At 70.5% G+C, this 24,504-nt stretch carries 24 protein-coding genes; 11 read left to right on the top strand and 13 right to left on the bottom strand.

Features of this window, described 5'->3' with window-relative positions; genetic code table 11:
• Nucleotides 1-94: 94 nt before the first annotated feature.
• From AB0D27_RS18270 to AB0D27_RS18260, 3 genes are all read left to right on the top strand, one after another.
• The gene (locus AB0D27_RS18270) at nt 95-1,588 is read left to right on the top strand and encodes an APC family permease (protein ID WP_362509233.1); all 1,494 of its coding nucleotides are present in this window, start codon (nt 95-97) and stop codon (nt 1,586-1,588) included.
• 40 nt (nt 1,589-1,628) lie between these two features.
• On the top strand, nt 1,629-3,260 hold the full coding sequence (locus AB0D27_RS18265; RefSeq protein WP_362509230.1) for an amidohydrolase: 1,632 nt from the start codon (nt 1,629-1,631) through the stop codon (nt 3,258-3,260).
• 219 nt (nt 3,261-3,479) lie between these two features.
• Entirely contained in the window at nt 3,480-4,511 is a 1,032-nt protein-coding gene (locus AB0D27_RS18260; protein WP_362509227.1) for a 7-epi-alpha-eudesmol synthase, read from the top strand.
• A 45-nt stretch (nt 4,512-4,556) separates the two neighbouring features.
• On the opposite strand, the gene AB0D27_RS18255 is transcribed toward AB0D27_RS18260, so the two are convergent.
• The 5 genes from AB0D27_RS18255 to AB0D27_RS18235 are packed head-to-tail and all read right to left on the bottom strand — an operon-like array spanning nt 4,557 to nt 8,928.
• Nucleotides 4,557-5,825, bottom strand: a complete 1,269-nt coding sequence (locus AB0D27_RS18255; protein WP_362509224.1) for a cytochrome P450 — start codon at nt 5,823-5,825, stop codon at nt 4,557-4,559.
• On the bottom strand, nt 5,822-6,427 hold the full coding sequence (locus AB0D27_RS18250) for an ATP/GTP-binding protein (protein WP_362509221.1): 606 nt from the start codon (nt 6,425-6,427) through the stop codon (nt 5,822-5,824). Before AB0D27_RS18250 ends, AB0D27_RS18255 begins: the two co-directional genes overlap by 4 nt.
• On the bottom strand, nt 6,408-6,779 hold the full coding sequence (locus tag AB0D27_RS18245) for a DUF742 domain-containing protein (protein ID WP_362509218.1): 372 nt from the start codon (nt 6,777-6,779) through the stop codon (nt 6,408-6,410). The genes AB0D27_RS18250 and AB0D27_RS18245 overlap by 20 nt, the downstream gene beginning before the upstream one ends.
• Nucleotides 6,776-7,186: a roadblock/LC7 domain-containing protein gene (locus AB0D27_RS18240; protein ID WP_028798637.1), complete on the bottom strand. Its 411-nt coding sequence runs from the start codon at nt 7,184-7,186 to the stop codon at nt 6,776-6,778. The genes AB0D27_RS18245 and AB0D27_RS18240 overlap by 4 nt, the downstream gene beginning before the upstream one ends.
• 5 nt (nt 7,187-7,191) lie before the next feature.
• Nucleotides 7,192-8,928 carry an ATP-binding protein gene (locus AB0D27_RS18235; protein WP_362509215.1) on the bottom strand — a complete coding sequence of 579 codons (1,737 nt, stop codon included), beginning with the start codon at nt 8,926-8,928 and terminating at the stop codon, nt 7,192-7,194.
• A gap of 304 nt (nt 8,929-9,232) precedes the next feature.
• Between AB0D27_RS18235 and AB0D27_RS18230 the strand changes: the two genes are divergently transcribed.
• From AB0D27_RS18230 to AB0D27_RS18220, 3 genes are all read left to right on the top strand, one after another.
• A complete protein-coding gene (locus AB0D27_RS18230; protein WP_362509213.1) occupies nt 9,233-10,651 on the top strand; it encodes a cytochrome P450 in 1,419 nt (472 codons plus the stop codon).
• 341 nt (nt 10,652-10,992) lie between these two features.
• Entirely contained in the window at nt 10,993-11,355 is a 363-nt protein-coding gene (locus AB0D27_RS18225; protein WP_362509210.1) for a DUF1304 domain-containing protein, read from the top strand.
• Nucleotides 11,352-11,906 (top strand): TetR/AcrR family transcriptional regulator, encoded by a 555-nt coding sequence (locus tag AB0D27_RS18220; protein WP_362509207.1) that lies wholly within the window; start codon nt 11,352-11,354, stop codon nt 11,904-11,906. The genes AB0D27_RS18225 and AB0D27_RS18220 overlap by 4 nt, the downstream gene beginning before the upstream one ends.
• Nucleotides 11,907-11,910: 4 nt before the next feature.
• Here the strand turns inward: AB0D27_RS18220 and AB0D27_RS18215 are convergent, their stop codons facing one another.
• Together AB0D27_RS18215 and AB0D27_RS18210 are read right to left on the bottom strand one after the other, a co-directional pair.
• Nucleotides 11,911-12,462: a hypothetical protein gene (locus AB0D27_RS18215; RefSeq protein ID WP_362509204.1), complete on the bottom strand. Its 552-nt coding sequence runs from the start codon at nt 12,460-12,462 to the stop codon at nt 11,911-11,913.
• A gap of 353 nt (nt 12,463-12,815) precedes the next feature.
• The gene (locus AB0D27_RS18210; RefSeq protein WP_362509201.1) at nt 12,816-13,763 is read right to left on the bottom strand and encodes a helix-turn-helix domain-containing protein; all 948 of its coding nucleotides are present in this window, start codon (nt 13,761-13,763) and stop codon (nt 12,816-12,818) included.
• A 70-nt stretch (nt 13,764-13,833) separates the two neighbouring features.
• Between AB0D27_RS18210 and AB0D27_RS18205 the strand changes: the two genes are divergently transcribed.
• Nucleotides 13,834-14,784 carry an NADP-dependent oxidoreductase gene (locus tag AB0D27_RS18205; protein ID WP_362509198.1) on the top strand — a complete coding sequence of 317 codons (951 nt, stop codon included), beginning with the start codon at nt 13,834-13,836 and terminating at the stop codon, nt 14,782-14,784.
• 36 nt (nt 14,785-14,820) lie between these two features.
• Here AB0D27_RS18205 and AB0D27_RS18200 read toward each other — a convergent pair whose 3' ends face one another.
• Together AB0D27_RS18200 and AB0D27_RS18195 are read right to left on the bottom strand one after the other, a co-directional pair.
• Nucleotides 14,821-15,927: an NAD(P)-dependent alcohol dehydrogenase gene (locus AB0D27_RS18200; RefSeq protein WP_362509195.1), complete on the bottom strand. Its 1,107-nt coding sequence runs from the start codon at nt 15,925-15,927 to the stop codon at nt 14,821-14,823.
• Nucleotides 15,928-15,984: 57 nt separating this feature from the next.
• Nucleotides 15,985-17,442: an aldehyde dehydrogenase family protein gene (locus tag AB0D27_RS18195; protein ID WP_362509192.1), complete on the bottom strand. Its 1,458-nt coding sequence runs from the start codon at nt 17,440-17,442 to the stop codon at nt 15,985-15,987.
• A 113-nt stretch (nt 17,443-17,555) separates the two neighbouring features.
• Between AB0D27_RS18195 and AB0D27_RS18190 the strand changes: the two genes are divergently transcribed.
• On the top strand, nt 17,556-17,993 hold the full coding sequence (locus tag AB0D27_RS18190) for a MarR family transcriptional regulator (protein ID WP_362509189.1): 438 nt from the start codon (nt 17,556-17,558) through the stop codon (nt 17,991-17,993).
• Between the two features lie 155 nt (nt 17,994-18,148).
• Nucleotides 18,149-18,529 (top strand): anti-sigma factor antagonist, encoded by a 381-nt coding sequence (locus AB0D27_RS18185; protein ID WP_362509186.1) that lies wholly within the window; start codon nt 18,149-18,151, stop codon nt 18,527-18,529.
• Here AB0D27_RS18185 and tuf read toward each other — a convergent pair.
• On the bottom strand, nt 18,510-19,703 hold the full coding sequence (gene tuf / locus AB0D27_RS18180; RefSeq protein ID WP_362509183.1) for an elongation factor Tu: 1,194 nt from the start codon (nt 19,701-19,703) through the stop codon (nt 18,510-18,512). The genes AB0D27_RS18185 and tuf overlap by 20 nt on opposite strands.
• A gap of 115 nt (nt 19,704-19,818) precedes the next feature.
• Nucleotides 19,819-20,772: a ribose-phosphate pyrophosphokinase gene (locus tag AB0D27_RS18175; RefSeq protein ID WP_362509180.1), complete on the bottom strand. Its 954-nt coding sequence runs from the start codon at nt 20,770-20,772 to the stop codon at nt 19,819-19,821.
• 334 nt (nt 20,773-21,106) lie between these two features.
• On the opposite strand from AB0D27_RS18175, the gene AB0D27_RS18170 reads away from it, so the two are divergent.
• Both AB0D27_RS18170 and AB0D27_RS18165 read left to right on the top strand, forming a co-directional pair.
• Complete coding sequence (locus tag AB0D27_RS18170; RefSeq protein ID WP_362509177.1) at nt 21,107-21,757, top strand: DUF4230 domain-containing protein; 651 nt, start codon at nt 21,107-21,109, stop codon at nt 21,755-21,757.
• Between the two features lie 280 nt (nt 21,758-22,037).
• Nucleotides 22,038-22,403, top strand: coding sequence for a cupin domain-containing protein (locus AB0D27_RS18165; protein ID WP_362509174.1), 366 nt, complete (start codon nt 22,038-22,040; stop codon nt 22,401-22,403).
• Here the strand turns inward: AB0D27_RS18165 and AB0D27_RS18160 are convergent.
• Nucleotides 22,400-24,157 (bottom strand): complex I subunit 5 family protein, encoded by a 1,758-nt coding sequence (locus tag AB0D27_RS18160; protein ID WP_362509171.1) that lies wholly within the window; start codon nt 24,155-24,157, stop codon nt 22,400-22,402. The two genes, AB0D27_RS18165 and AB0D27_RS18160, sit on opposite strands and share 4 nt — an antisense overlap.
• Nucleotides 24,157-24,504, bottom strand: a complete 348-nt coding sequence (locus tag AB0D27_RS18155; RefSeq protein WP_362509393.1) for a sodium:proton antiporter — start codon at nt 24,502-24,504, stop codon at nt 24,157-24,159. The genes AB0D27_RS18160 and AB0D27_RS18155 overlap by 1 nt, the downstream gene beginning before the upstream one ends.

Genomic DNA, 24,504 nt, shown 5'->3' with positions numbered 1-24,504 from the left:
CTTATGTCAACAGCGTTGACCTGTTAAGGCCCCGGGCAGTTTCATTTCCGGTCATCGGGCCGGTTTCAGGCCCCGGGCGCGATCGGAGCAGGCCATGACGCAGAAGCCGTACGGTGTGGATCCCCCGTCCCTGCGCAGGACCCTCGGTGTCATGGACGGTGTGGCCATCGCCGCCTCCAGTACGGCGGCGACCACCAGCATCGGCATCGGTCTCGGGGTGACGGCCGGGGCGGTCGGGCTGCATCTGCCCGCGATCATGCTGCTGGCCTTCCTTCCCGTTCTCGGGATCGCGGGTGCCTACTCCCGGCTCAACCGGGTGGAGCCGAACGCCGGCAACGGCTATGTGTGGGTGGGCCGTTCGCTCACTCCCTGGCTCGGTTTCCTGGTCGGCTGGGTGAACATCGTGGCGACGGTGGCGTTCCTCGCGTACACCACGGCGGTGACCGGCTCGGCGACGCTTCAGCTCGCCGGCGAGGCGGGATTGCACGAGGTGGCGGGTCACGCCCTCGACTCGGGCTCGACCGCCCAGACGACGGCGGTGGGGATCGTGGTCCTCGTCGCCGTCACGCTCACCGCGGTCACCGGGGTCAGGACCGCCGCCCGGCTGCAGAGCGGACTGCTGGTCTTCGAGTACGTCGTGCTGCTGGGCTTTTGCGCATACGGCATCGTCACGGGCCCGCACCCCTTCAGCCTGAGCTGGTTCGACCCGTTCGAGATCCCGTCGGCGTCGGCGCTCGCGCAGGGGCTGCTGCTGTCGGTGTTCTGCTACTGGGGCTTCGAGGCGGCCTTCACCGTGAACGAGGAGGTGCGCGACCCGCGGGACGCCTCGCGGGCCGGGATCATCACGCTGGTGACGATGCTGGGGCTGTTCCTGCTCGGCTCCGTGGCCTTCCAACGTGTGCTGTCCGGACCGGAGTTGGCCGGGCACGGCGCCGAGGGGCTGGCCTTCTTCGGGGACCGGCTCGCCGCGCAGCCGCTGGCCGCGCTGCCGCTGGTGGCCCTGATGTTCTCGGCCGTCGCCTCGCTGCAGGCCGGAGTGATACCGACGGCGCGCGGGATGTTCGCGATGAGCCGGGATCGTACGCTCGGGCCGGTGTGGTCCAAGGTCAGTGCCCGGTACGGCACTCCGGCGGCCGGGACGCTGCTGATCGGCGCGCTGGCGGCGGCGGTGGCCTCGCTCGCCCTGGTGATCCCCCGGCTCGCCGACATGATCATGGCGACGGTCAACGCGGTGGGGATCGTCGTCGCCCTCTCCTACGCGCTCACCGCACTCGCGGCCGCCGCACGCTTCCGGGGGCTGCTGCGGGAGGACTGGCGGCAGGGGATACGGGCCGTGGTCCTCCCCTCGCTGAGCGCCGCGGCGCTGCTCGGGCTCGCCGGCTACCTCGGCTGGTCCTTCTACACATCGGCCGACCACTTCGAAGTGAGCGCGGACAACGGGTGGTTCCTGCTGCTCACGCCCGCTTTGATGATCGTCTCCGGTTTCCTGGCCGCCGCGTGGGCCAAGTGGGTCCGCAAGTCCGCCTACTTCCGCACGGGCCACGGCACGGACGCCGACGCCCCCCGCCTGCTGGCCACCCCCAACTGACGTGCTCCACTGCCGACCGCACCCGACCAAGGAACAGAACATGCGCGCTGACCTCCTCTTCACCGGCGGCCCGGTCCTCACCCCCGAGGGCCCTACCGCGACCGCCGTCGCCATCACCGGCGGCCGGATCACCGCCGTCGGACACTCCGAGGTCCACGACCTCGTCGGCCCGAAGACCGAGGTGGTCGACCTGGCCGGACGGCTGCTGCTGCCCGGGTTCCAGGACGCGCACGTCCACCCGGTCCCGGCAGGCCTGGAACTCGCCCAGTGCGACCTCACCGGCGCGCGGACGGCCAAGGACACGCTGGCTGCCGTCCGCGCGTACGCCGACGCGCACCCCGGACGGGAGTGGATCACGGGCGGCGGCTGGTCCATGGAGGCCTTCGAGGGAGGTACGCCGACCAAGGAGCTGCTGGACGCGGTCGTAGGGGACCGGCCGGTGTACCTGCCCAACCGGGACCATCACGGCGCCTGGGTCAACAGCCGGGCCCTGGAACTCGCCGGCGTCACCCGGGACACGCCCGACCCGGCCGACGGGCGGTTCGAGCGGGACGCGTCCGGCGAGCCCACCGGCATGCTCCAGGAAGGAGCCATGCAGTACGTCGGCGGGATCACGCCGCCGGCCACCGAGGCGGACCGGCTGGCCGCGCTGCTGCACGCCCAGCGGCATCTGCACGCGCTCGGCATCACCGGCTGGCAGGACGCGCTCGTGGGCACCTTTCTGGGCATGGACGATCCGTCCGGGGCGTATCTGGCGGCGGCCCGCGACGGCTCGCTGACCGCGCGGGTCGTCGGCGCACTGTGGTGGGACCGTGCGCGGGGGGCCGAGCAGATCCCCGAACTCGTGGAACGCCGCGCCGCGTTGAGCCACGGCCGGTTCCGGGCCACCAGCGTCAAGCTCATGCTGGACGGGGTCGCCGAGAACGGCACGGCCTCGCTGCTCGACCCCTATCTGGACAAGTGCGGCTGCGCGACCGCGAATCGGGGCACCACCTTCATCGATCCCGCCCGACTGCCCGGGTATGTCACGGAGTTGGACGCGCTCGGATTCCAGTGCCACTTCCACGCGCTGGGCGACCGGGCCGTACGCGACGCCCTGGACGCCGTCGAGGCGGCGCGGAAGACGAACGGACCGAGCGACACCCGCCCGCACCTGGCCCACCTCCAGGTCGTGCACCCCGACGACGTGCCCCGTTTCGCCGCACTCGGCGCCACGGCCAACATCCAGCCGCTGTGGGCGGCCCACGAACCGCAGATGGACGAACTGACCATCCCCTTCCTCGGGCCCGAACGCGCCGCCTGGCAGTACCCGTTCGGGGCCTTGCTGCGCTCGGGGGCGCGGCTGGCGGCGGGCAGCGACTGGCCGGTCAGCAGCCCCGACCCGATCCAGGGCATCCATGTCGCCGTCAACCGCGTGAACCCCGACGAGGTGGGGCCGGTGTTCCTGGCCACCGAGCGCATCGACCTCACGGCCGCGCTCACGGCGTACACCGCGGGATCGGCGTACGCGAACCACCTCGACGACACCGGCAGCGTCCGTGTGGGCGCCCTGGCGGATCTGGCCATCCTGGACCGCGACCCGTTTGCCGGGCCGTCGGAGGCGATCGCCGAGACGAGGGTCGCGCTGACCTATGTGGGCGGTGAGCGGGTGCACGCCGCGCCCGACGCCTGACACCCGACTCCACCTGCGGCGGGGCGAGTTGAGCGAAAGCACACCTGCATCACGCGTTACGGATCTCACACCATAGATCGTTTAGGCTCTGGGCAGTCTCGAAGCGCACTTGAGTCGTCAACTAACGACTCAGACAGAGCAGTTCGAGTCAGCGGGCGTCAACAGTGATCGTCCGCGCACAGGGCGGGGGCCTGTGATTCGTCTCAAGAAAGGACGCGCATGCCGCAGGACGTCAGGTTCGACCTCCCCTTCACGACCCCGGTCAGCGAGCACCTTGACTACGCCCGAGAGCGCCATCTGCGCTGGGTGTGGGACATGGGACTGGTTCGCAGCCAGGCCGGGTTCGAGGAGTACCAGTCCTGGGACCTTCCTCAGGCGGCGGCACGGACCTATCCCCACGCCTCGGCCGACGACATGGTCATCCTGATGAACTGGTTCTCCCTGGCCTTCCTGTTCGACGACCAGTTCGACACCGGGAGACCCGACCGCGCGGACCGTATAGCGGAGGTCGCACGGGAGTTGATCGCCACACCGCTGCGCCCCGCCGGGACCGCCCCCCGAGTGGTGTGCCCCATCACCGTCGCCTGGGCGGACGTCTGGGACCATCTCTCGGATGGCATGTCCCTGACCTGGAAGACGCGGTTCGCCGCCTCCTGGGGACGCTTCCTCGTGGCGCACACCGAGGAGGTCGATCTCGCCGCCCGCGGCCTGGCGGGCACGCTCGGCCTCGAGGAGTACGCCGAGTTCCGGCGCCGCACGGTCGGCATCCACCACAGCATCGACGCCGGTGAGCGCAGCCGGGGCTTCGAGGTGCCGGCGCAGGTGCAGGCGCATCCGCTGATGGTCCGCATGCGGGACCTGGCGGCCGACACCATCGGGTTCATGAACGACATCCACTCATTCGAGCGCGAGAAGCGCCGAGGGGACGGGCACAACCTGATCGCCGTGCTCCACCGAGAACGCGGCTGCTCCTGGGAGGAGGCCGCCGCCGTGGCGTACCGCATGACCACGGAATGCCTCGACGAGTACCTCGCACTCGAAGCCCGCGTACCCGAGATGTGCGAGGAACTCGGCCTGAGCGCCGAGCAGCGTGTCCAGGTCCGCATGGGCGTGGAGGCGATCCAGCACTGGATCAACGGCAACTACGAGTGGGCGCTGACCTCGGGCCGCTACGCCGCCTCGAAGGAAGGACCGGCGGCCACCGCGGAGCTCGCGGGCAAGGGGTCGCTGGACGATCTGCTCGCCGTGTGACCGACCGTTTCCGCCCGGCCGGTGCGCTCGGCCGGGCGGAGACGGTCAGAAGCCCACGCTCTGCGCCGCGAACTCCACCGGCAGCGAGTCGAGTCGTGCCTCCCAGGTGGAGGCGGTCGAGGTGAGTTCGTCGGGCGCCACGGCGAGACGGAGCCCCGGCAGCCTGTGCAGCAGCACATCGACAGCCGTCTCGATGATGGCCTGACCGATGTTCTGGCCGGGGCACTCGTGCGGGCCGCCGCTGAACGCGAGGTGCGACTGGTTGCCGTACAGGGACACACCCGCCTCGGGCCGGATCTCCGGGTCGAGGTTGCCGGCGGTGAGCCCGAGGACCAGGAGGTCGCCCTCCTTGATGTGATGGCCGCCGAGTTCCAGGTCGATGGCGGCGAAGCGCCCCGGGAGGACGGCCAGCGGTGGGGTGTTCCACATGACCTCTTCGACGACCGCGGAGACGTTCAGCTGTCCGCTGACCAGACCCGCGAGCCGGGAGGTGTCCGTGAGGATCAGCTGGAGCACCCGGGCCAGCAGATTGCTGGTGGTGGTGTGCGCGGTGATCAGCACCAGCCGCAGATGGCTGAGGATCTCGTCCTCGTCCAGGTGGGCGTGGTGCCCGAGCAGCCCGGTGGTGAAGTCGGCGCCGGGCTCGTCGCGTTTGCGTGTCGCGAGTTCCCCGAGGATCCGCATGATCCGGTCGTTGTGCGCGACGGCGTCCTCACCGCCCTTGATGACCTGGGCGCAGGAGACGGCGAGATTGCGCCCCTCGCCCGCCGGGAGCCCGAAGAGCCTGGTCAGTACGAGCATGGGCAGGTATTCGGCGTAGTCCCCCACCAGGTCGGCGCTGCCCTCCCCCGCGAACGCGTCGATCTGCTTGTTCGCGAAGTGCGTGACATGGCGTCTGATCCCGCGGCCGGCGACCGTCTGCAGATTGTCGGTGACCGCGCCGCGCAGTCTGCGGTGCGGCTCACCGTCCTGGGACACGCAGTCGGGGCGCCAGCCCAGCATGGGGACCAGCGGTGAGGCCGCCTCGACGCGGCCCTCCTTCCAGTCCCGCCAGATGCGCGCGTCCCGGCTGAACTGGCGGGGGTTGTCGAGCACCCGCCGGTTCTCCCGATAGCCGAGGACCAGCCAGGCGGGGATGTCTCCCTCGAGGAGTATCGGCGCCACGGTCCCGTACTCCTTGCGCAGCCGCGTGTAGATGCCGTGCGGGTCGAGCGCCGCCTCCGGCCCGTACAGCCGGGTGAGGTCACCCGGATCGCCGTGGGCGACGGGGCAGCCGCGGGGAGCGTCGGGGCCGTTCGAGGGCTGGTCGTTCATCGGGGCTCCAGAGCGACGGCAGAGCGTTCCTTGAGGTGACGTATCAGCGCGATCAGCACGTCACGGCTGGAGGCCCGGTCACGGGCGTCGCAGGCCACGATCGGGATGTGCGGGGAGATGTCCAGGGCGTCGCGGATCTCGTCGATCGGGTGGTCCGTGGAATCGGGAAAGACGTTCAGGGCGATGACGAAGGGCACGTTCTGCCGTTCCATCTCCTCGATGGCCCGGAAGCTGGAGGCCAGCCGCCGGGTGTCCACCAGGACCACCGCTCCGAGAGCGCCCTTGAACAGGCCGTTCCACAGGAACCAGAACCGCTCCTGGCCGGGCGTCCCGAACAGGTACAGCACCAGTTGGTCGTTGATGCCGATCTTGCCGAAGTCGAGGCTGACGGTGGTCTCCTGCTTGTCCGCCACCCCGATCAGGTTGTCGACGTCCGCGCTGGCCTGGGTCAGGGTCTCCTCGGTGGTCAGCGGCTTGATGTCGCTGACGGAGCGCACCATGGTGGTCTTCCCGGTGCCGAAGCCGCCGGCGATCATCACCTTCACCGAGCGGGGGCCCCCGGCCGTCTGCCGGTCGGGGTGGTCAAAGCCTTTGAAGTCCACTGAGTACCTCCTCAAGGAGCGCGAGGTCGGGCCCGCTGCCGGCGCCGGACGCCGGGATGGGATGACGGGCTTCGACGCGGCCTGCGTCCAGCAGATCGGCCAGGAGCACCGCGAGAATGTTGAAGGGCAATCCGAGGTGGGCGCCGAGTTCGGCCACCGACAGCGGATCGCGGCAGCGCCGGATGATCTCCTCGTGCTCGTGCTGCATGCCGGGTACGGCCGCGGCGCGGGAGACGATGAGGGTCGCCACATCAAGGCCCGACGCCGAACCGCCCGGTCCGCTGCGGCCACCGGTGAGGACGTAGTAGCGCTCGAGACCGGACGGGTCCGTGGGCGGGCGGGGAGCACTCATCCAGAGTGCTCCTCCAGGCGCGGAGTGGTGCCGAGGAGCTCACCCATCCTGCGGGCCAGGTCCCTCATCTGGTGGCCGAGAAGACCCTGGTCGAGGCCTTCCTTGGCGAGCACTCCGAGGTACGTCTCCACGCCGGCCCGCACCACGAACAGGTGGCCGCCGTCGACCTCGATCATCGCGAGCCGCAGTTGCCCGGCGTACTGGGGGAACTGCTCGGCCACCGGCTGGGCGAGCGCCTGCAGGCCCGCGACGACGGCGGCGAAACGGTCCACGTCGTCGGGGTCGTCGGCGCCGTAGGAGGTGATGGCCTTGCCGTCGCTCGATGCCACGAGGGCGAAGCGGATCTCCTGGATGCTCTCCGTCAGGTCGCGGAGCGCCCAGCTCACGTCGGTTCCCTGTTGCGTCATGTGGACTAGTCGCTCTCTTCAGTGCGGTGCTCGTTGAACTCGCGTCCGGCGGTCGCTTCGGCGCCGGCTGCCGGGTCGCGGTCCGCGGTCGTCTCGCGCGGCGGTGCGCTCTCGCGTCCGGCGGTGGCGAAGGCGGCGAGGCCGGCGAAGGACGCGTCCGGCGGTACGGCGGCCACGGGCTCCTCCGTCCGCTCGACGGACCTGGGCCGCGGCGATGCCGTCGCCGGGTCGCTGCGCCTGCTCCGGCGCCGGGGCAGGCCACCGGGCGTGGTGTCCACGTCGTCGGCGGTCTGTTCGGGCGCGATCTGGACCGGCTCGGGACTCGCGGTGATCGCCGCGGCGGGGGCGGGCTCGGTGACGGCGGCGGGCAGCGGACTGAAGTACTTGTGCGGGACCACGACGACCACCGAGGTGCCGAGCCAGGGCGAGTCCGCGAAGGTGACCCGGATGCCGTAGCGGCGCGCCAGGGCGCCCACGACGCGCAGACCGAGGTTGGCGTCCTCCGAGATACCGCCGAGGCCGGGGCCGGCGACGGTGCCCGCGAGGGACTGCTCGGCCTCGCGCTTCTTCTCCTCGCTCAGGCCCTTGCCGGCGTCCTGGATCTCGATGCCGACGCCGTTGGGGACCTCCTTGCCGGAGACGACCACCGGTTCGGTGGGCGGCGAGTAGCGGGCCGCGTTGTCGAGGAGGTGGGCGAAGATCAGCGTGAGGTGGTCCACCAGGCCGCCGTCGACGCCGAGTTCGGGGAGGTGGCGGACCTGAATGCGGTCGAAGTCCTTGATGCGGCCGATACCGCCGCGGACCACGCTCAGCAGTCGTTGCGGTTCCTGCCACTGACGTCCGGGGCGGTCCGAGCCGCCGAGTACGCCGATGCTGGCGGCGAGACAGTCGGCGGGGCCGATCTCCTGGTCCAGTTCCATGAGGCCCTGGGCCACGGCGGGCAGCCGCCCGTGTTCGCCCTGCATCTCGTGCAGGCGCCCGCGCAGCTTGCTGGTCAGTACGTGGATACGGCTGCCGATGCTGATCACGGCCTGCGCGGCCGAGGTCGAGCGGTCGAACTCCTCCTCCACGCCGATCAGCGCGGTCCTGAGGATCTTGCGCAGTGCGGCCCGCAGCTCGGGGCCCGCGTCAAGTTCCTCCACGATCTCCGGCAGGATGTCGTCGATGGCGTCACCGGCCCGCAGCCGCTTCAGCGCCTCGGGCAGACAGGTGTCACCGAGTCGCGCGACGGCGCCCTGCTGCAGGGCGAGTTGCTCCTGCCAGACCTCACCCTCCGAGGTGATCCGCGCCTCGTAGCCGCGGGACTCGGAGACCAGCCGCGCCTCGTAGGCCTTGGCCTCCTCCGCGAGCCGGGACTCGAAGAGCTGTGACTGCTCGGCGAGTTGGGACTCGAAGAGCTGGGTCTGTTCGGCGAGTTGGTTCTCCAGAACGGAGCGCTCGGCCGTGAACTTCCGTTCCAGGCCCGCCACATGCTGCTGCCACTGCTGCGAGTGCTCGGCCTGCGAGGCGCGGAAGTCACCGGTGGCCCGGCGCAGTTGGGACTGGGTGCGGACGAGGAGCCGTACACAGACGGCACTGGCCGCGGTGGCCGCGGCGCCGGCGAACGTCGCGGGTATCTGGACCTGGTCGGGTCCCGCGACGGCGGTGGCGACGGTTCCGGCACCTAAGGCGAGCGGCATCAGCCACCAGCTGTACCAGGCGACCGGTGCCCGCGCCGCCGGGGGCGGAGTGGCAAGTTCCATCTGCATCCTTCGAAAGCAACACGATCGAACAGGGGGTGTGCAGGCGCCGTACGCGTCGGGAACGCGGCGCGTGGCGTCCGAGTGTGTTCGCGTCAACTCGCAGCGCCGCACGGGAGCTTATCGGGTTTGAGATCGAAAGGATCAACTCCCCTCCCGGTACCCGTGAGTGTTCGGTCACGCTCCGACAAGAGTGCTCAAGTCGACAAATACGTTCATCGCCGGGGTACTTCGCGTACTTCGCGATCATCCAGGGCATGCATGGCATGCTCCGTCCCATTCGAAATGATCTTGAGGAGACGTACGGATGAGTTCCCCGTCGGGTTCCCCCACTGCGGCACCCACCGCGCCCGGCCGCCTGCCCCTGATCGGACACGCTCACCAACTCGCCCGCCGACCGCTGGACTTCATGGACTCGCTGCGCGGCCAGGGCAGCGTCGTACGGATTCTGCTCGGCCCCACCCCCGCCTATGTCGTCACCGATCCGGCCGTCACCCGCAGGGTGCTGGTGACGGAGGTCGACGCCTTCGCCAAGGGCGGGAAGATCATCGACGCGCTGCGGGTGTTCTTCGGTGACGGCCTCGCCACGATCGCCGACGGCGACCTGCACATGAAGCACCGGCGACTGATGCAGCCGATGTTCAACAAGGCGCACATCGCCACGCGGGGCGACGTCATGATCGACCATGTGCGGGAGGCGACCGCCGCCTGGGCGCCGGGGGTCGCGCGCGAGACGTACGAGGACATGAACGACCTCACTCTGTCGACCTTCCTCGTGGCCCTCTTCGGCACTGGCCTGCCCGCGCATGTCGAGGAGGAGTTCACCGGCCTCATGCCGGCGATCATGCGCGGCACGATCCGGCAGACCATCCTGCCTGGCTGGGTGACGAAACTGCCGCTGCCGGCGAACCGTGCGCACGAGCGGCGGGTGGCGCGCCTGCGGGCCCTCATCGACCAGGCGATCGACCACCACCGCGCGCAGTTGTCGGCAGCCGCGCCGGCCGCCTCCGAGGCACCGGTCGGCTGCCCGGCACACCAGCCCGCCGAACAGGCCCCGGGCGGCGGTCTGTTCTCCACCCTCCTCACCGCCGACGACCCCGAGACGGGCCCGCTCTCCCGCCAGCAGCTCCAGGACGAGGCGATCACCCTCCTGACGGGCGCCATCGAGACGACGGGGACGACCCTCGCCTGGGCGCTGTACGAGATCAGCAGGAGCCAGAAGACCGAGCAGCGGTTGCACGAGGAGCTGGACGCGGCCTGCGGCGACCGCCCGCTCACCCAGGAGGACCTGGCCGAACTCCCGTACATGCGCGCGGTCCTGAAGGAGACCATGCGCATGTACGGCCCCGCCTGGCTGGTCACCCGCACCACCACGCGCCCGGTCACCCTGGACGGGCACCCGATACCGGAGGGCGCGGACGTCATCTACAGCCCGTACGTCCATCAGCACGACCCCGAGGTCTACACCGACCCCGGCACCTTCGACCCGGACCGCTGGGAGCCGGAGCGGGCGAAGGCTGTGGGCCGTTCCTCGTTCCTCGCCTTCGGGGACGGCCGGCGCAAGTGCATTGGCGAGGAGTTCGCCTGGACGGAACTCCTCATCATCCTCGCCACGGTTCTCCAGCGGTGGCGGCTGACACTCGCCTCGACTCCTCCGCGCCCGCAGGCCATCGTGACGGTCAAGCCGGACAAGTTGTCGATGACACCGCATCCGCGGACGGCCTGACGGACCAGGAACCTCGCCCTGGGCTCGGTGCCCCCTGACACCGAGCCCAGGGTCACCGCGGTCCGCCGCGAGGGCTGGTCCCCGCCGATACGGAGCCGGTTGACCTTCGGTCGGGCCGTGCGGCGCGTCGCTGGGGCCCGGCCTCGGCCAGATCGAGCCGCCCGATGATCACCACCCTGAGCCGGATCCGTGGCGGATGCTCCGCCTCGGCAGGCGACGTGCCAAGAGCGGCCTGCGTACGACAGAAGCCCGAACCTCCCGGGGCGACTTCTTGGACGGCTGTCCAGTTATAGTGGACACCTGTCCGGGAAATTTCCGACACACGACGGAGCTTGCTGACGATGGAGACGGTCGCGAACGTGCTGGTAGGCCTGGTGGCCGCGCTGCATGTGTACATCCTGGTGCTGGAGATGTTCCTGTGGGAGAAGAAGCCGGGCCGGGGGCTGCACGGGTTCGACGCGGAGATGGCCCGGGCGACCGCGCCGCTGGCCGCGAACCAGGGGCTCTACAACGGGTTTCTGGCGGCGGGCCTCGTGTGGGGCCTCATCGCGGCGGATCCCACCGGCTTCCGCGCGCAGGTCTTCTTCCTGGCGTGCGTCGTGGTCGCGGGGGTGTACGGAGCGCTCACCGCGAACCGCCGCATCCTCTTCGCGCAGGCCCTGCCCGGCGCCGTCGCCCTGGCCGCCGTTCTGCTCGCGCGATGACGCCCGAGGACCCGCGCGCCGCCCGGACCCGCGCGAAACTACGGCGGGCGCTGCTGGAGGAGTGCGCCGAGCGCCCGCTGGAGGACCTCGGTGTCGCCGCGCTGGTGCGCCGGGCCGGCGTCGGCCGGGCCACCTTCTACGTGCACTACGCCGACCTGGAGGCGCTGGCAGTCGACGCCTGCGCCGATGTCGTACGGGACGCCGTGGAGGCGCTGCACGCCTGGCGCGGGCGGCCCGACCCGATGTCCGCGCCACCCGCTCTCCTCGCGTTCTTCGCCGAACTGACCCCGCAGGCCGCCCTCTACCGCACGCTGCTGAGCCCGGGCGGCGGCGGCCCGCTCGGCCGTGTACTGCACCGGGATCTGCGTGCCCGCAGCCTCGCCGAGCGCACCCTGGCGGGCGCCCCGGACGCCCCGCTCGTCGCCTCCGCGGTCGCCGCCACCTTCGCGGGCGTCCTCGCCGACTGGCTGCACGGCCTGCTGGAGGGCACCTCGGACGACATCGCCCACCAGGTCTGGCAACTGCTGGTGGCCCTGCACCGCAGCCGCTGACCCGTCACCGGCAGCCCAGTCCGGGCTTCACCTCGGGCCACACCTCCACCCCGTGGGGTGTGCGGACATACGCCTTGGACTTGCCTGCGGTCAGCCACAGTTCCCAGTCCTGGTAGCGGTAGCCGGTGTCGCGCGCGCCGACGGGCACGAGGGCGTCCGGCCTGTAGTCGGCGGTGAGCATCTCGGGGCCGAGCACCCCGTCCGGATCGCGGGCGTACAGCCTGCTGTCCTTGCCCCGGCCCGTCGCCAGGAAGTGCGCGCTCTGCCAGCCGCAGTGCCGGGGGCCCGCGTAGCTGTTGATCCACGTGACGGGCAGGCGGTGGCCCTGCCGGTCGGCCCAGATCTCGTACCCCTTCTCTTCGGTGAAGCGTGCCGGGAGTTCGGCAGGGTCGCAGGACGCACTGGTCTCCGGGCCCCAACCGGGCCGGTGCGGCCGGTCCTTGGCGACCACGACGGCGACCTTGGTCCTCCCGCCGACGTCGTACGAGAACAGGACGCGGCCGGTCTCCTCGCGCTCCACCCGGTAGCCCGACTCCGGCAGCTCGGGCTGTTCCATGCCGAAGTAGGCCCGCAGGCCCTCCTCCGGGGTCGCGCCGCCGTCGCCCTTGCTCCACGGATCGCTCGCCCCGCCGGAGTAGAACTCCCCCGTGCACTCCAGCGCCCGTCCGGCCGCGCCCGGAGGCTGTCCCCCTCGGTCTTCTCGGACGGCACACTCAGCGGCCCCGCGTACGGCGTGGCCGGGGGCGTTCCGGTGACCACGAGGTCGCCCGGGCCCCCGGCGCGGCACCCCGCCGCCAGCACCCCGAGCAACACGACCGTCGCCGCGAGTGCCTTGCGCATGCCCACCCCTGTCCCCCGAGCGCCGTGTCCCTCCTTCGACGCCTGGGCGGCATGGATCGTTCGTCGCGGTCAGCGGGCCGCCTGGAACGTACGCCGGTATGCCTGCGGTGAGACGCCGATGGCCGCGTGCAGATGCTGGCGCAGCGAGGCCCCGGTCGCGAAGCCGACCTTCCCGGCGACCTGGTCCACCGACAGATCGCTGGACTCCAGCAGATGGCGGGCCCGGGAGACCCGCTGCTGGATGAGCCAGCGGCCGGGACTCACGCCCACCTCGTCGTTGAAGCGGCGGGCGAAGGTGCGCGAGCTCATCCGCGCGTGGCCCGCGAGATCGGCCAGCGTCAGGGGGTCGCCGAGGCGGGTCAGGGCCCAGCTGCGGGTGGCGGCCGTGCTCGTCGCCGAGGGGTCCGGCACGGGCTGCTCGATGTACTGGGCCTGGCCGCCCTCCCGCAGGGGCGGGACCACGCAGCGCCGGGCCACCTTGTTGGCCAGTTCACTGCCGTGGTCCTTGCGCAGGATGTGCAGACAGGCGTCGATACCGGACGCGGCACCGGCCGAGGTGAGGATCGTGTCGTCGTCGACGAACAGCACGTCCGGGTCCAGCACGACGTGCGGGAACATGCGGCGGAACTGGTCGGCCAGCTGCCAGTGCGTGGTCGCCGGGCGTCCGTCCAGCAGTCCGGCCGCCGCCAGGACGAACGCGCCGGTGCAGATGGAGACGATGCGGGCGCCGGACGGGATGAGCGCCAGGGCGGCGGTGACGTCGTCGGGCAGTTCCGCGGTGACGCTCGCCGGGGTGATGGGCGGGATCACCACCGTGTCCGCGATGCGCAGCGCCTCGGGGCCGTGGTCGACGGTGACCGAGAAATCGGCGTTGGTACGGACGGGCTGTCCGTCGACGGTGCAGGTCACCACCTCGTAGCGGCCGTCCGCCGCACCGAAGATCCGGCTGGGGATGCCCAGCTCGAAGGGATAGACGCCGTCGAGCGCCAGGACGACCACTCGTTCCCTATGTCGCATGGCACGATCCTATCGAACATTGGCAATCTTGCCATTTCCGTGGCCGCGAAAGCGCGGCAGCCTTGGGCCCATGAGCAATGCGAAGACGATGCGCGCGATCAGTCAGGACGTCCTCGGCGGTCCCGAGGTACTCAAGGAAGTGGAGAAGGAGCGGCCCGTGCCCGGGCCGAGTGAGCTGCTGGTGCGGGTGCGCGCGGCGGGGCTGAACCCGACCGACTGGAAGCACCGCGCGGGCCAGGGTTTCCTCAAGGAGCCGCCGTTCGTCCTGGGCTGGGACGTCTCGGGCGTGGTGGAGGCCATCGGCATCGGAGTCACCCTGTTCAAGCCGGGTGACGAGGTCTTCGGCATGCTGCCCTACCCGTACGGCGTCGGCGCGCACGCCGAGTACGTCACCGGCCCCGCACGCGCCTTCGCCCGTAAGCCGTCCGAGGTCGACCACGTCCAGGCGGGGGCCATTCCGCTGGCGGCGCTGACCGCCTGGCAGGCCCTGGTCGACACGGCGGACGTGCGGCCGGGGCAACGGGTGCTGATCCACGCCGCGGCGGGCGGCGTCGGACATCTGGCCGTGCAGATCGCCAAGGCGCGCGGCGCGTATGTGATCGGTACGGCCAGCGCGGGCAAGCACGACTTCCTGCGCGAGCTGGGCGTCGACGAGCCGATCGACTACCGGGAGACCGACTTCGCCGAGGCCGTCAAGGACGTCGATGTCGTCCTGGACACGATCGGCGGCGACTACCGGTCCCGCTCGCTGCGGGTCCTGCGCGAGGGCGGCCTCGTCGTCTCGATCCTGCCCCGTGGGGACAAGGACTTCATCGAGGAGGCCGAGAGGCTGGGCGTGCGGGCGATCGAGCTGCTCGTCGAGGCCGATCACGCCGGGATGAACGCGATCGCGGAGCTGGTCGGCGCGGGCAAGCTGCGCGCGACCATCGCGGGTACGTTCCCGCTGTCCGAGGCCGCCGAGGCGCACGCGCTGGGCGACACCGGACGGACCACGGGAAAGCTGGTCCTCGTCGTCGAATAGTCGACGGGAACGGTCGTCGACCAGCCGACCGGAACGCTAGAACGTGAGGACGGGCTTGATCGTCTTGCCCGCACTCATGTCCCGCACCGCCTGCTCGATGTCCGCGAAGGGGTAGTGGGTGATCAGGCGGTGCAGCGGGAGTCGTCCGTCCCGTACGAGCTGGACCAGGGCCGGGATCGACGTGCGGGTCTCGCTGTCGCCGAGGGTGAGGCCGACGACCTTCTTGCCGGGCAGCAGCGCGTTGACGTCCAGGGCGACCTCGGTGCCGAAGGGCGGGGCGCCGACGACGACCAGGGTGCCGCGCGGGGCGAGTACGTCGGCTCCCTTGCGCAGCACGGCGACGCTTGCGGTGCTCTCCACGACACCGTCGGCGCCCTGGCCGCCGGTGAGCGCGAGGATGGCCTCGGCGATGTCGCCCTCGTCGGCGTTCACCGTGTGGGTGGCCCCCAGGCTCCGGGCCAGTGCGAGGCGTTCGGCGACCTTGTCCACGGCGATGACCGTGGTCGCGGGTGTCAGGGCCGCGGCCATCACCGCGGACAGGCCGACGGCTCCGGCGCCGAGGACGACTAGGCTGCTTCCCGCCTTCGGCTTCAGCACGTTCCAGACGGCGCCGACCCCGGTCTGCACACCGCAGCCCAGCGGGGCGATGGACTCCAACTGGACGTCCGGGTCGACCTTGACGAGGCTGCGCTCGTCGACCAGCGCCCGTTCCGCGAAGGAGGACTGCCCGAAGAAGTGGCCGCCGAGCGGCGCCCCGTCGCGGCTGATCGTGCTGGTGCCGTCGGCGCGCCGGCCACCGATGAGGTTCAGCGGCAGCCAGGCGGCGCAGTACGCGGGGTGCCCGTCACGGCAGTTGTGGCAGCCGCCGCAGGAGGTGAAGGACAGCACGACATGGTCGCCGGGGGCGATGCCGGTGACGCTCGGACCGACGGCCTCGACGACGCCCGCCCCCTCGTGGCCGAGGACTCCGGGCAGTGGGAAGGGCAGACCGCCGCTCGCCGCGCCGAGGTCCGTGTGACACAGTCCGGCCGCGACCATCCGGACGAGGGTTTCGCCCGGGCCGGGCTCGTCCAGTTCGACGTCGGTGAGCGTGAACGGCGCTCCCCCGGACTCGACCACGGCGGCGCGAGTGGTGGTGGACATCGCATGAACTCCTTCTTTCAAGGGCGCCGCAGGAGCGCTCCGGCCGGTGTGGTGGGCTCAGTCGAGCGAGACGACGACGGACTTGACCTTGGTGTAGGCGGCGAGCGCCTCGGGCCCGTACTCCCGGCCGAAGCCGGAGTCCTTGACCCCGCCGAAGGGGACCGCGGGGTCGAGCATCGCCCAGTCGTTGATCCAGACGATGCCCGCCTGAAGCCGGTCGGCGACGCGGTGCGCGCGGGCGAGGTCGGTGGTCTGGATGCCCGAAGCCAGGCCGTACGAGGTGGAGTTGGCCAGTTCGACGGCCTCGTCCTCGGAGTCGAAGGGCTGGACCGTGAGGACAGGGCCGAAGATCTCCTCCTGGATCACGCGGGAGTCGTTCGGGAGTCCCGCGACGACTGTCGGCCGGTAGTAGTAGCCGCCGTTCAGGTCGAGGCGCTCACCGCCGCAGACGATGCGGGCGCCCTCCTTGCGGGCCAGGGCGACGTACTCCTCGACCTTCTGGAGATGCTTCTGCGCCGCCATCGGACCGACGACGGTCTCCGGGTGACGAGGGTCGCCCACCGGCACGCCGGGCACCGCGTCGGCGAGGATGCCGAGGACGGTGTCGTACAGCGGGCGGGCGACGAGCAGCCGGGGGCCGCCCATGCAGAACTGGCCGGTGTTGAAGACGAAGCCCTTGATGACCGCGCCGATCGCCTTGTCCAGGTCCGCGTCCTCGAAGACGAGGTGCGCCGCGTTGCCGCCCAGTTCCATGGTGACGGGCTTGAGCGCCGCACCGGCCACGCTCGCGGCGTGCCGGCCGACGGCCGTCGATCCGGTGAAGGCGACCTTGTCGATGCCGGGGTTGCGCAGCAGCGCCTCGCCCGCGACGGGTCCGCTGCCGGTGACGACGTTCACCACACCGTCGGGGACGCCTGCCTTCTTCAGGAGACCGGCCATGTAGAGGGCGCTGAGCGGGGTCTCGTCGGCGGGCTTGTGCACCACGGCGTTGCCGGCCGCGAGCGCCGGGGCGATCTTCGAACCGGCAAGGATCAGCGGGAAGTTGAAGGGCGTGATCGCGGCGACCACGCCGAGCGGACCGCGCCGGGTGTACGCGTGGGCGTTGAGAGCGGTGTCGCGGGACGCGCCTTCCAGAGTCCATGCGAGGGAGGCGTAGTACTCGTAGTCGTTGGCCGCGTTCGTCACGTCCACGGCGTGGCACAGCGAGATCGGCTTGCCCACGTCGAGGCTCTCCAGGGCCGCGAGCTCGTCGGCGTTCTCACGGATCAGCTCGGAGACGCGGTGCAGCACCCGGCCGCGCTGGCGGCCGCTCAGCCCTGCCCAGGGGCCGTGGTCGAAGGCTTCCCGTGCGGCGCGCACGGCGGCGTCGACATCGGCCGCACCGGCCTCCGCGACGGTCGTGACCACCCGGCCCGTGGACGGATCGATCACGTCCGTACGCGCTCCGTCGGCCGCCTCACGCCACTGTCCACCGATGAAGAGCCGCCCGGGCCCACTCTCGAAGGTGGTCGTCATTGCCCACTCCTCAGCCTTGGTGCCGTGATCGCCAAGATTTCAACCAACAGGAATCCTGGTGGACCGCAGTCTCAATACAGACAGGTTTCCTGTCAATGGCCTAGGCTGAACTCATGGTCGGCACCCAGGCAACCAAGGCACCCCCGTCACTGCTCTACATGGTCAAGCAGGTCGAGCTCGTCGTGCGCTCCCACCTCGACGAACTGGTGAAACCGGCGGGGATCACAGCGCTGCAGTACACCTCGCTGACGGTGCTGGAGCGGCACGACGGCCTGTCGGCGGCGCAGCTCGCGCGCGACTCGTTCGTGACCGCGCAGTCCACGGCCGATCTGGTGCGCTCACTGGAGAGCCGCGGACTGGTGCGCCGCGAGCGCAATCCCCGCAACCGGCGCGAGCTGCTGATCCTGCTGACCGACGAGGGGCGCGAGCTGCTCGCGCGGGTCGCGGGGGCCGTGCGGGAGCTGGAGGAGCGCATGGTCCGGGATCTCACGTCCCACCAGACCGATCAGCTTCGCCAGGCACTGTCCAAGGCGTGGCACGCGCTGTCGTGACTCCGGCGCGCGGTTCACAGGACGACTCACCGGGCAAACCGAAGACATATGTCAATCGAACATGCTGAAATTCGTTCTGTCGAGGGCCACTTGTCGAGCAAGGAACGGCCCTGCCACCAGGAGTGGATCAGCAGCCGGTTGGAGGCGATGTCGTCGTGGCGCACGACCCCGCACCGCTCAGCCGGCATCTGCGCGTCCGCGAGGAGCGCGGGCACACCGTGCTGGAGTTCCACGGAGAGATCGACATCCTCGCGGCGGTGGAGATCACCCCGTTACTGGATTCCGCGACCGGGCGCCCGCAGCCGCAGGTCGTGATCGACCTGCGGCCGGTCGAGTTCTTCGACTGCTCGGGCCTGCGCCTGCTGTATCGGGCGAGGCGCCGGGTCCTCGACCGGGGCGGACGGCTGCACCTCGTCTGCACCCAGCCACTGACCCTGCGCATCCTCAAGGTGACCGGCCTCGCGCCGCTCCTGCCTCCTTCGCCATCGCTGGACGAGGCGCTGAGCCGGCCCGAGGCTACTTCCGGATCTTGGTGACCTGCCCCGCGCCGACCGTCCTGCCGCCCTCCCGGATGGCGAACTTCAGCCCCTCCTCCATGGCGATGGGCTGGATCAACTGCACCTGCATGGTGGTGTTGTCGCCCGGCATGACCATCTCCGTGCCCTTGGGAAGGGTGACGACTCCGGTCACATCCGTGGTCCGGAAGTAGAACTGCGGCCGGTAGTTGTCGAAGAACGGGGTGTGCCGGCCGCCCTCGTCCTTGGACAGGATGTACGCGCGCGCCTCGAACTCCGTGTGCGGGGTCACCGAACCGGGCTTGATGACGACCTGTCCGCGCTCCACGTCCTCGCGCCTGACCCCGCGCAGCAGCAGTCCGACGTTCTCCCCCGCCCGGCCCTCGTCGAGGAGTTTGCGGAACATCTCGACGCCGGTGACGGTGGTCTTCGTCTTCTGCTCGTGGATGCCGATGATCTCGACCTCGCTGTTGACCCTCAGCACCCCGCGCTCGATGCGGCCGGTGACGACCGTGCCGCGGCCCGTGATGGTGAAGACGTCCTCGATGGGCATCAGGAACGGCCGGTCCACATCGCGCACCGGCTCGGGCACGAACTCGTCGACAGCGGCTAGGAGTTCGAGGAGGGACGCACTCCACTCCGGGTCGCCCTCGAGGGCCTTGAGCGCCGAGACCCGCACGACCGGGACGTCGTCGCCCGGAAACTCGTACGCGGTGAGCAGCTCGCGCACTTCGAGCTCGACGAGTTCGAGGATCTCCTCGTCGTCCACCAGGTCCGTCTTGTTGAGCGCGACGACGATGTACGGGACGCCGACCTGCCGGGCCAGCAGGACGTGCTCCTTGGTCTGCGGCATCGGCCCGTCGGTCGCCGCGACGACCAGGATCGCGCCGTCCATCTGGGCGGCACCCGTGATCATGTTCTTGATGTAGTCCGCGTGCCCCGGGCAGTCGACGTGCGCGTAGTGCCGGTGCTCGGTCTGGTACTCGACATGGGCGATCGATATCGTGATGCCGCGCTGGCGTTCCTCGGGGGCCTTGTCGATCTGGTCGAACGGTGTGTAGGGGTTCAGGTCGGGGAAGCGGTCGTGCAACACCTTGGTCACGGCCGCCGTGAGCGTCGTCTTGCCGTGGTCGATGTGCCCGATGGTGCCGATGTTGACGTGCGGCTTGGTCCGCTCGAATTTCGCCTTCGCCACTGCGAGCCCTCCTGATCACCTGGGTGACGCCGAGCGTTGCTCCGCGGCTTCCCGGCCGGGCGCTGCGCCGCTCTCGTGACCGAGCGGACGGGCAGGAAGTTCCGCTGCTACCTGTCTATTCGCTCGGGGGCGCGTCGAACAGGGCGCTGACGGACTCACCGTTGTGAATGCGCCGCACCGCCTCGGCGAGCGCGGGGGCGATGGACAGGATCCGCAGCTTCTCCGTGTGATCCTCGACCGGCACCGGCACGGTGTTGGTGCACACGATCTCCAGGATGTCGCTCTGCTCGCTGAGCCGCTTGAGCGCGCCCGCCGCGAACAGGCCGTGGGTGCAGGCGACCCGGATCGACCGCGGCCCCAACTCCCGCAGCCGCTCGAGAAGTTCGAGAACGGTGCTGCCCTTGGCGATCTCGTCGTCCAGCACGATGACATCGCGTCCGGCGATCTCCCCGATGACGGAGCTGATGCTCACCCGGTCGTCCGCGAAGCGCTGTTTGGCACCGGCGGCCACCTGGGCCCCGATCAGCCGCGCGAACGCCGCCGCCTCCTTGGCGTTGCCCAGGTCGGGCGAGACCACCGTCGCATGCGAGAGGTCATAGCCACGGAAGTGCGCGGCCAGCTCCCGCAGCGCATGCAGATGATCGACCGGCACCGAGAAGAAGCCGTGCACCTGCGGCGAGTGCAGGGTCATCGCGAGGACGCGGCTCGCGCCGGCGGCCACCAGCAGGTCCGCCACGAGCCGGCCGCCCATGGAGATCCGCGGCATGTCCTTCTTGTCCGAGCGGGCGTAGGAGTAGTGCGGCATGACCACGGTGATCCGCCCGGCGGACGCGCCACGCGCCGCGTCGCACATCATCAGCAGCTCGACGAGGTGCTCCTGCACCGGCGCGACCAGCGGCTGCACCAGGAAGACATCGCGCTCGCGGCAATTGGCCTGGAGCTGCACCTCCAGGCAGTCGTTGGCGAACCGGCTGACGCGGGTCGGGCTGAGGGGGACCCCTAGATGCGCGCAGACCTCGGCCGCCAGCTCGGGATGGGCACTACCGCTGAACACGGCGATGTCACGCACGACCGCTCCTCGCATGATCGAACCGGGTGGCGTCGCCGGTTGGCATGATGATCGACCCGGGGTGCGTGCCTCATGCTACTGCGCACCTTCCCGGCACTCGACCGGAGGGAAAACCGGTTCCCGCAGGCGGCAGCGCGTGCGCCCGCGCGGGCAGGTCGTCCAGCAGATGCGGTACGGCGAGCAGACGCGGCGCGTCCTCGGCGTACCGCGAACTGAGGCGGGGGCGGGAGGTCATCAGTACCTGAGGCACCACGCTCTGCCGGGGTCGTCCCAACGTAACGGTCTGGCAAGGGACTTGAGGGGTACCCGAACTGTTGAAGGGAGGACCGTCGACATGACGACGTCCATCAAGCGCATGCCCGGTTGGGCGAAGGTGGTCAGTGCCTTCGTGCTGGTGCTCGTGGTGCTCTTCGCCGGGCTGCGGCTGGCCCTGCTGCCGGGGCTGCGCGATGTGTTCGGCACGCAGACCCACGACCGGTCGGGCCCCGCGCTCCTGAAGTCGATCCAGGACATCAGCCGCTACGACGCCGCGTCGGGCAACTTCCAGGTTGTCGTGGACCTGGAGAAGGACGCCAAGTACCTGCCCGACGCGCTCCGCGGCACCCGCACGCTGTATGTGGGCGCGGGCACCGTGGACGCCTATGTCGACCTCGGCACGCTCGGTGACAAGGACGTGACGGTCAATGGCGACCGTACGTCGGCCACGCTCCGGCTGCCGCACGCGGCGCTGGGCAAGCCCGCGCTCGACCCCGACCACTCCTACGCCGTCTCCAAACAGCGCGGTCTCCTCGACCGGATCGGCGACATCTTCTCGGACAACCCGAACGACGAGCGGGCTGTGCAGCGGCTCGCGGCCAAGCACATCGGCGAGGCCGCGAAGGACAGCCGCCTCACCTCACGTGCCGAGCAGAACACCACCGGCATGCTCCAAGGCCTGCTGCGTTCTCTGGGATTCAAGGAGGTGACGGTCACCTACGGCGCCTGACCGCGTACGTCACGTCACGCCGCACACCGTGCCGCCCAGAGTGAACGCGGTTTGGACTTGATGCCGACGGGGTCGCTGCCGCCGCCACGGGTCAGGGCCCCCGGCGAGGAGCACGCCGAGTGCGGACCGGAGCGGGTCGCCTGTGTGGAGTGACGTTGACATGGCATCCATGGAGGCGCTCCCACACTCGTGGGGCAACAGTCCGTCGGAGAGCGGCTCCCCGGATGGCAGAGCCCCGGCCGCGGGCAGACGATGGAGGGGGCGAGTGAAGGGAGCCGTCATGCTTGAGGTCAAGACGGTCGAGAAGCCGGATGAGCGGCGTGATTTCCCCCGCGGTCACCTCGAGGCGGTCCATCTGACCGGGCTCGACTTCGCCGTGGGGACCTTCGAGCCGGGTTGGCGCTGGTCCGAGTCCGTGGCCCCCATCGCGGGGACCAAGAGCTGCGAAATCCACCACAACGGATATGTCGTCCAGGGACGGATGCGCCTCCACATGGACGACGGCGCCGAAAGCGAAGTCGGCCCCGGCGATGTGTTCGTGTGCCCGCCCGGGCACGACGCGTGGGTCGTGGGCGACGAACAGGTAGTCGTGTACGACTTCGCGGGAGGCATGGCACAGGACTACGCGAAGGCACCGAACACCTAGGACAGGATCCCCGGCAGCGCAAGCGCTCCGAGCAGGGCCGCGCCCGCCAGCATCCAGGCCACGTAGTCACCGATGTGGCCCGACTGCAGGCGCCTGAGCGGCTCGGTCCAGCGTTGCTCGCCGAGCAGCTCGGGACGGGTCACCGCGAGCGCGGCCAGGCCCAGAGCCAGCACCGTCGAGGTCAGGCCGAGGAGCACCCCGGCAAGGGTCCAGTGGGGTGAGGTGAGCGCCCCGCCGGACCCCGCCTCGCTCACGGCGTGCCCGACCACACCGGCGAAGCCGGGCGCCACACCGATGGCGAGGGCAGCGGCCAGCAGCAGCGCGGGGACGGCGGTCATCGTGTCCGGCACACGGTTCAGCCGGTGCCGGGACTCCGGTTCCTCGCCGGTGCCGGTGGTCTCGTACGACGACTCGTCACTGGGCCGGGGGCCCAGACCGAAGAACACCCGGGCGGCGACCCGCAGCACCGCGCCCGCGGTCACCGCCGACACGGCGACGAACAGCACGATGAGCGGCCCACCGACGGCCTCCTCGGTGACCGCCTTGCCGAGCCCGGTGCCGAAGGGCGGCAGCCCGGAGAGGGCCAGCCCACCGACGACGAACAGCACGGCCACCCCGCGCAGCGGCTTACCGCGTCCGTGCAGCACATGTTCGTCGACGCAGCCGAACCGGTCCAGCAGGATGCCCGTGCAGGCGAACAGGGCGGCCTTCACGCCCGCGTGCCCCAGGATGTACAGCGCGACACCGTCGTCCGCCTCGGGGGTGAGCGAGCCGATGCCGATCACGAAGAGCCCCATGTGGGCGACCGTCGAGTACGCGAGCAGCCGTTTCACATGCCGCTGATACCAGCACATGACCGCGCCGACCACGCTCGTCAGCACGCCGAGGACGAGCAGCGCCCGCTCCACGTCGGCCACCGGGATCCCGCCAGGCCCGGAGAAGACAACTCCGTACACCCGCCAGACGCCGTACGCGCCCAGTTCGACCATCACCCCGGACATCAGCATGCACACCGGTGTCGGCGCGACCGCGTGCGCGTCCGGCAGCCAGAAGTGGAAGGGCACGGCCGCGGCCTTGACCAGCAGTCCCATCAGCACGAGCACGAAGGCCGCGAGGGTGAGGGCGTCGGGCCCGCCGTGCGCGTCGAGACCGCGGCCGATCTTCACCATGGCGAGCTCGCCGGTGCGCGCGTAGAGCAGCCCGATCCCCATCAACATGGCATACGCGCCGAGTGAGTTGACGACCCCGAAGGTCAGCGCGCCCTGCACGGCCTTCGCCTCCTCGACGCGATGACCGGTCAGCGCGTAGGCGACGACGCTCATCAGCTCGAAGAACACGAAGGCGTTGAAGAGGTCGCCCGCGATGGCGAAGCCGCACATGCCGCCCTGGAAGAGCAGCATCAGTGCGGGGAAGGAGCCCGCGTGGTGGCGTGGCGGTTCGTCGAAGTAGTGCCAGGAGTACGCCAGTGCCGCCAGCGTCAGCAGCGAGGCGAGCGCGGCCATGCCGAGCCCCGCGCCGTCCCCGACGAGAACGATCCCGACGCTCTCGCCCCCCTTGGGCACCCAGTCCCCCACCCACTCGACCAGGGGCGGCGAGGAGTTCAGCAGCAGCACGATCGCGAGCGCGGCCGTACCGGCGGAGACGGCGCAGCCCACCGTCTCGGCCACGGCGCGCGGCAGCCGTCGGCCGCTCGCCACGAGCAGTCCTGCCCCGAGCAGCGGTACGGCGACGAGCAACGGCAGCAGGTGGTTCATCAACCGCGCAGCTCCACTAGTTCGTCGGGGTCGACCGTGCCGTGCCGTTTGGAGATCTGCATGACGAGGGCGAGCAGCAGCGCGGTGACGGTGGCGCCCACGACCACGTCGGTGAGGGCGAGGGCCTGCACCACCGGGTCCACCACCGGGCGGGAACCGGGCTTCACGTCGGAGAAGACGGGCGCGGTGCCGCCGTCGCGATAGCCGACGGCCAGCAGCAGGACGTACGTGGCGGACTGGCAGACCGCCAGGCAGCCCACGGCGTGGATCAGGTTCCGGCTGGTGGCGATGCCGTAGCAGCCGACCAGAAAGATCCACGTGGCGACGAGATAGGGCAGTACGGACAT

Source organism: Streptomyces sp. NPDC048415 (assembly GCF_040651675.1).
Taxonomy (GTDB): Bacteria; Actinomycetota; Actinomycetes; order Streptomycetales; family Streptomycetaceae; genus Streptomyces.
This window is presented reverse-complemented; position numbering and strand designations above follow the sequence as displayed.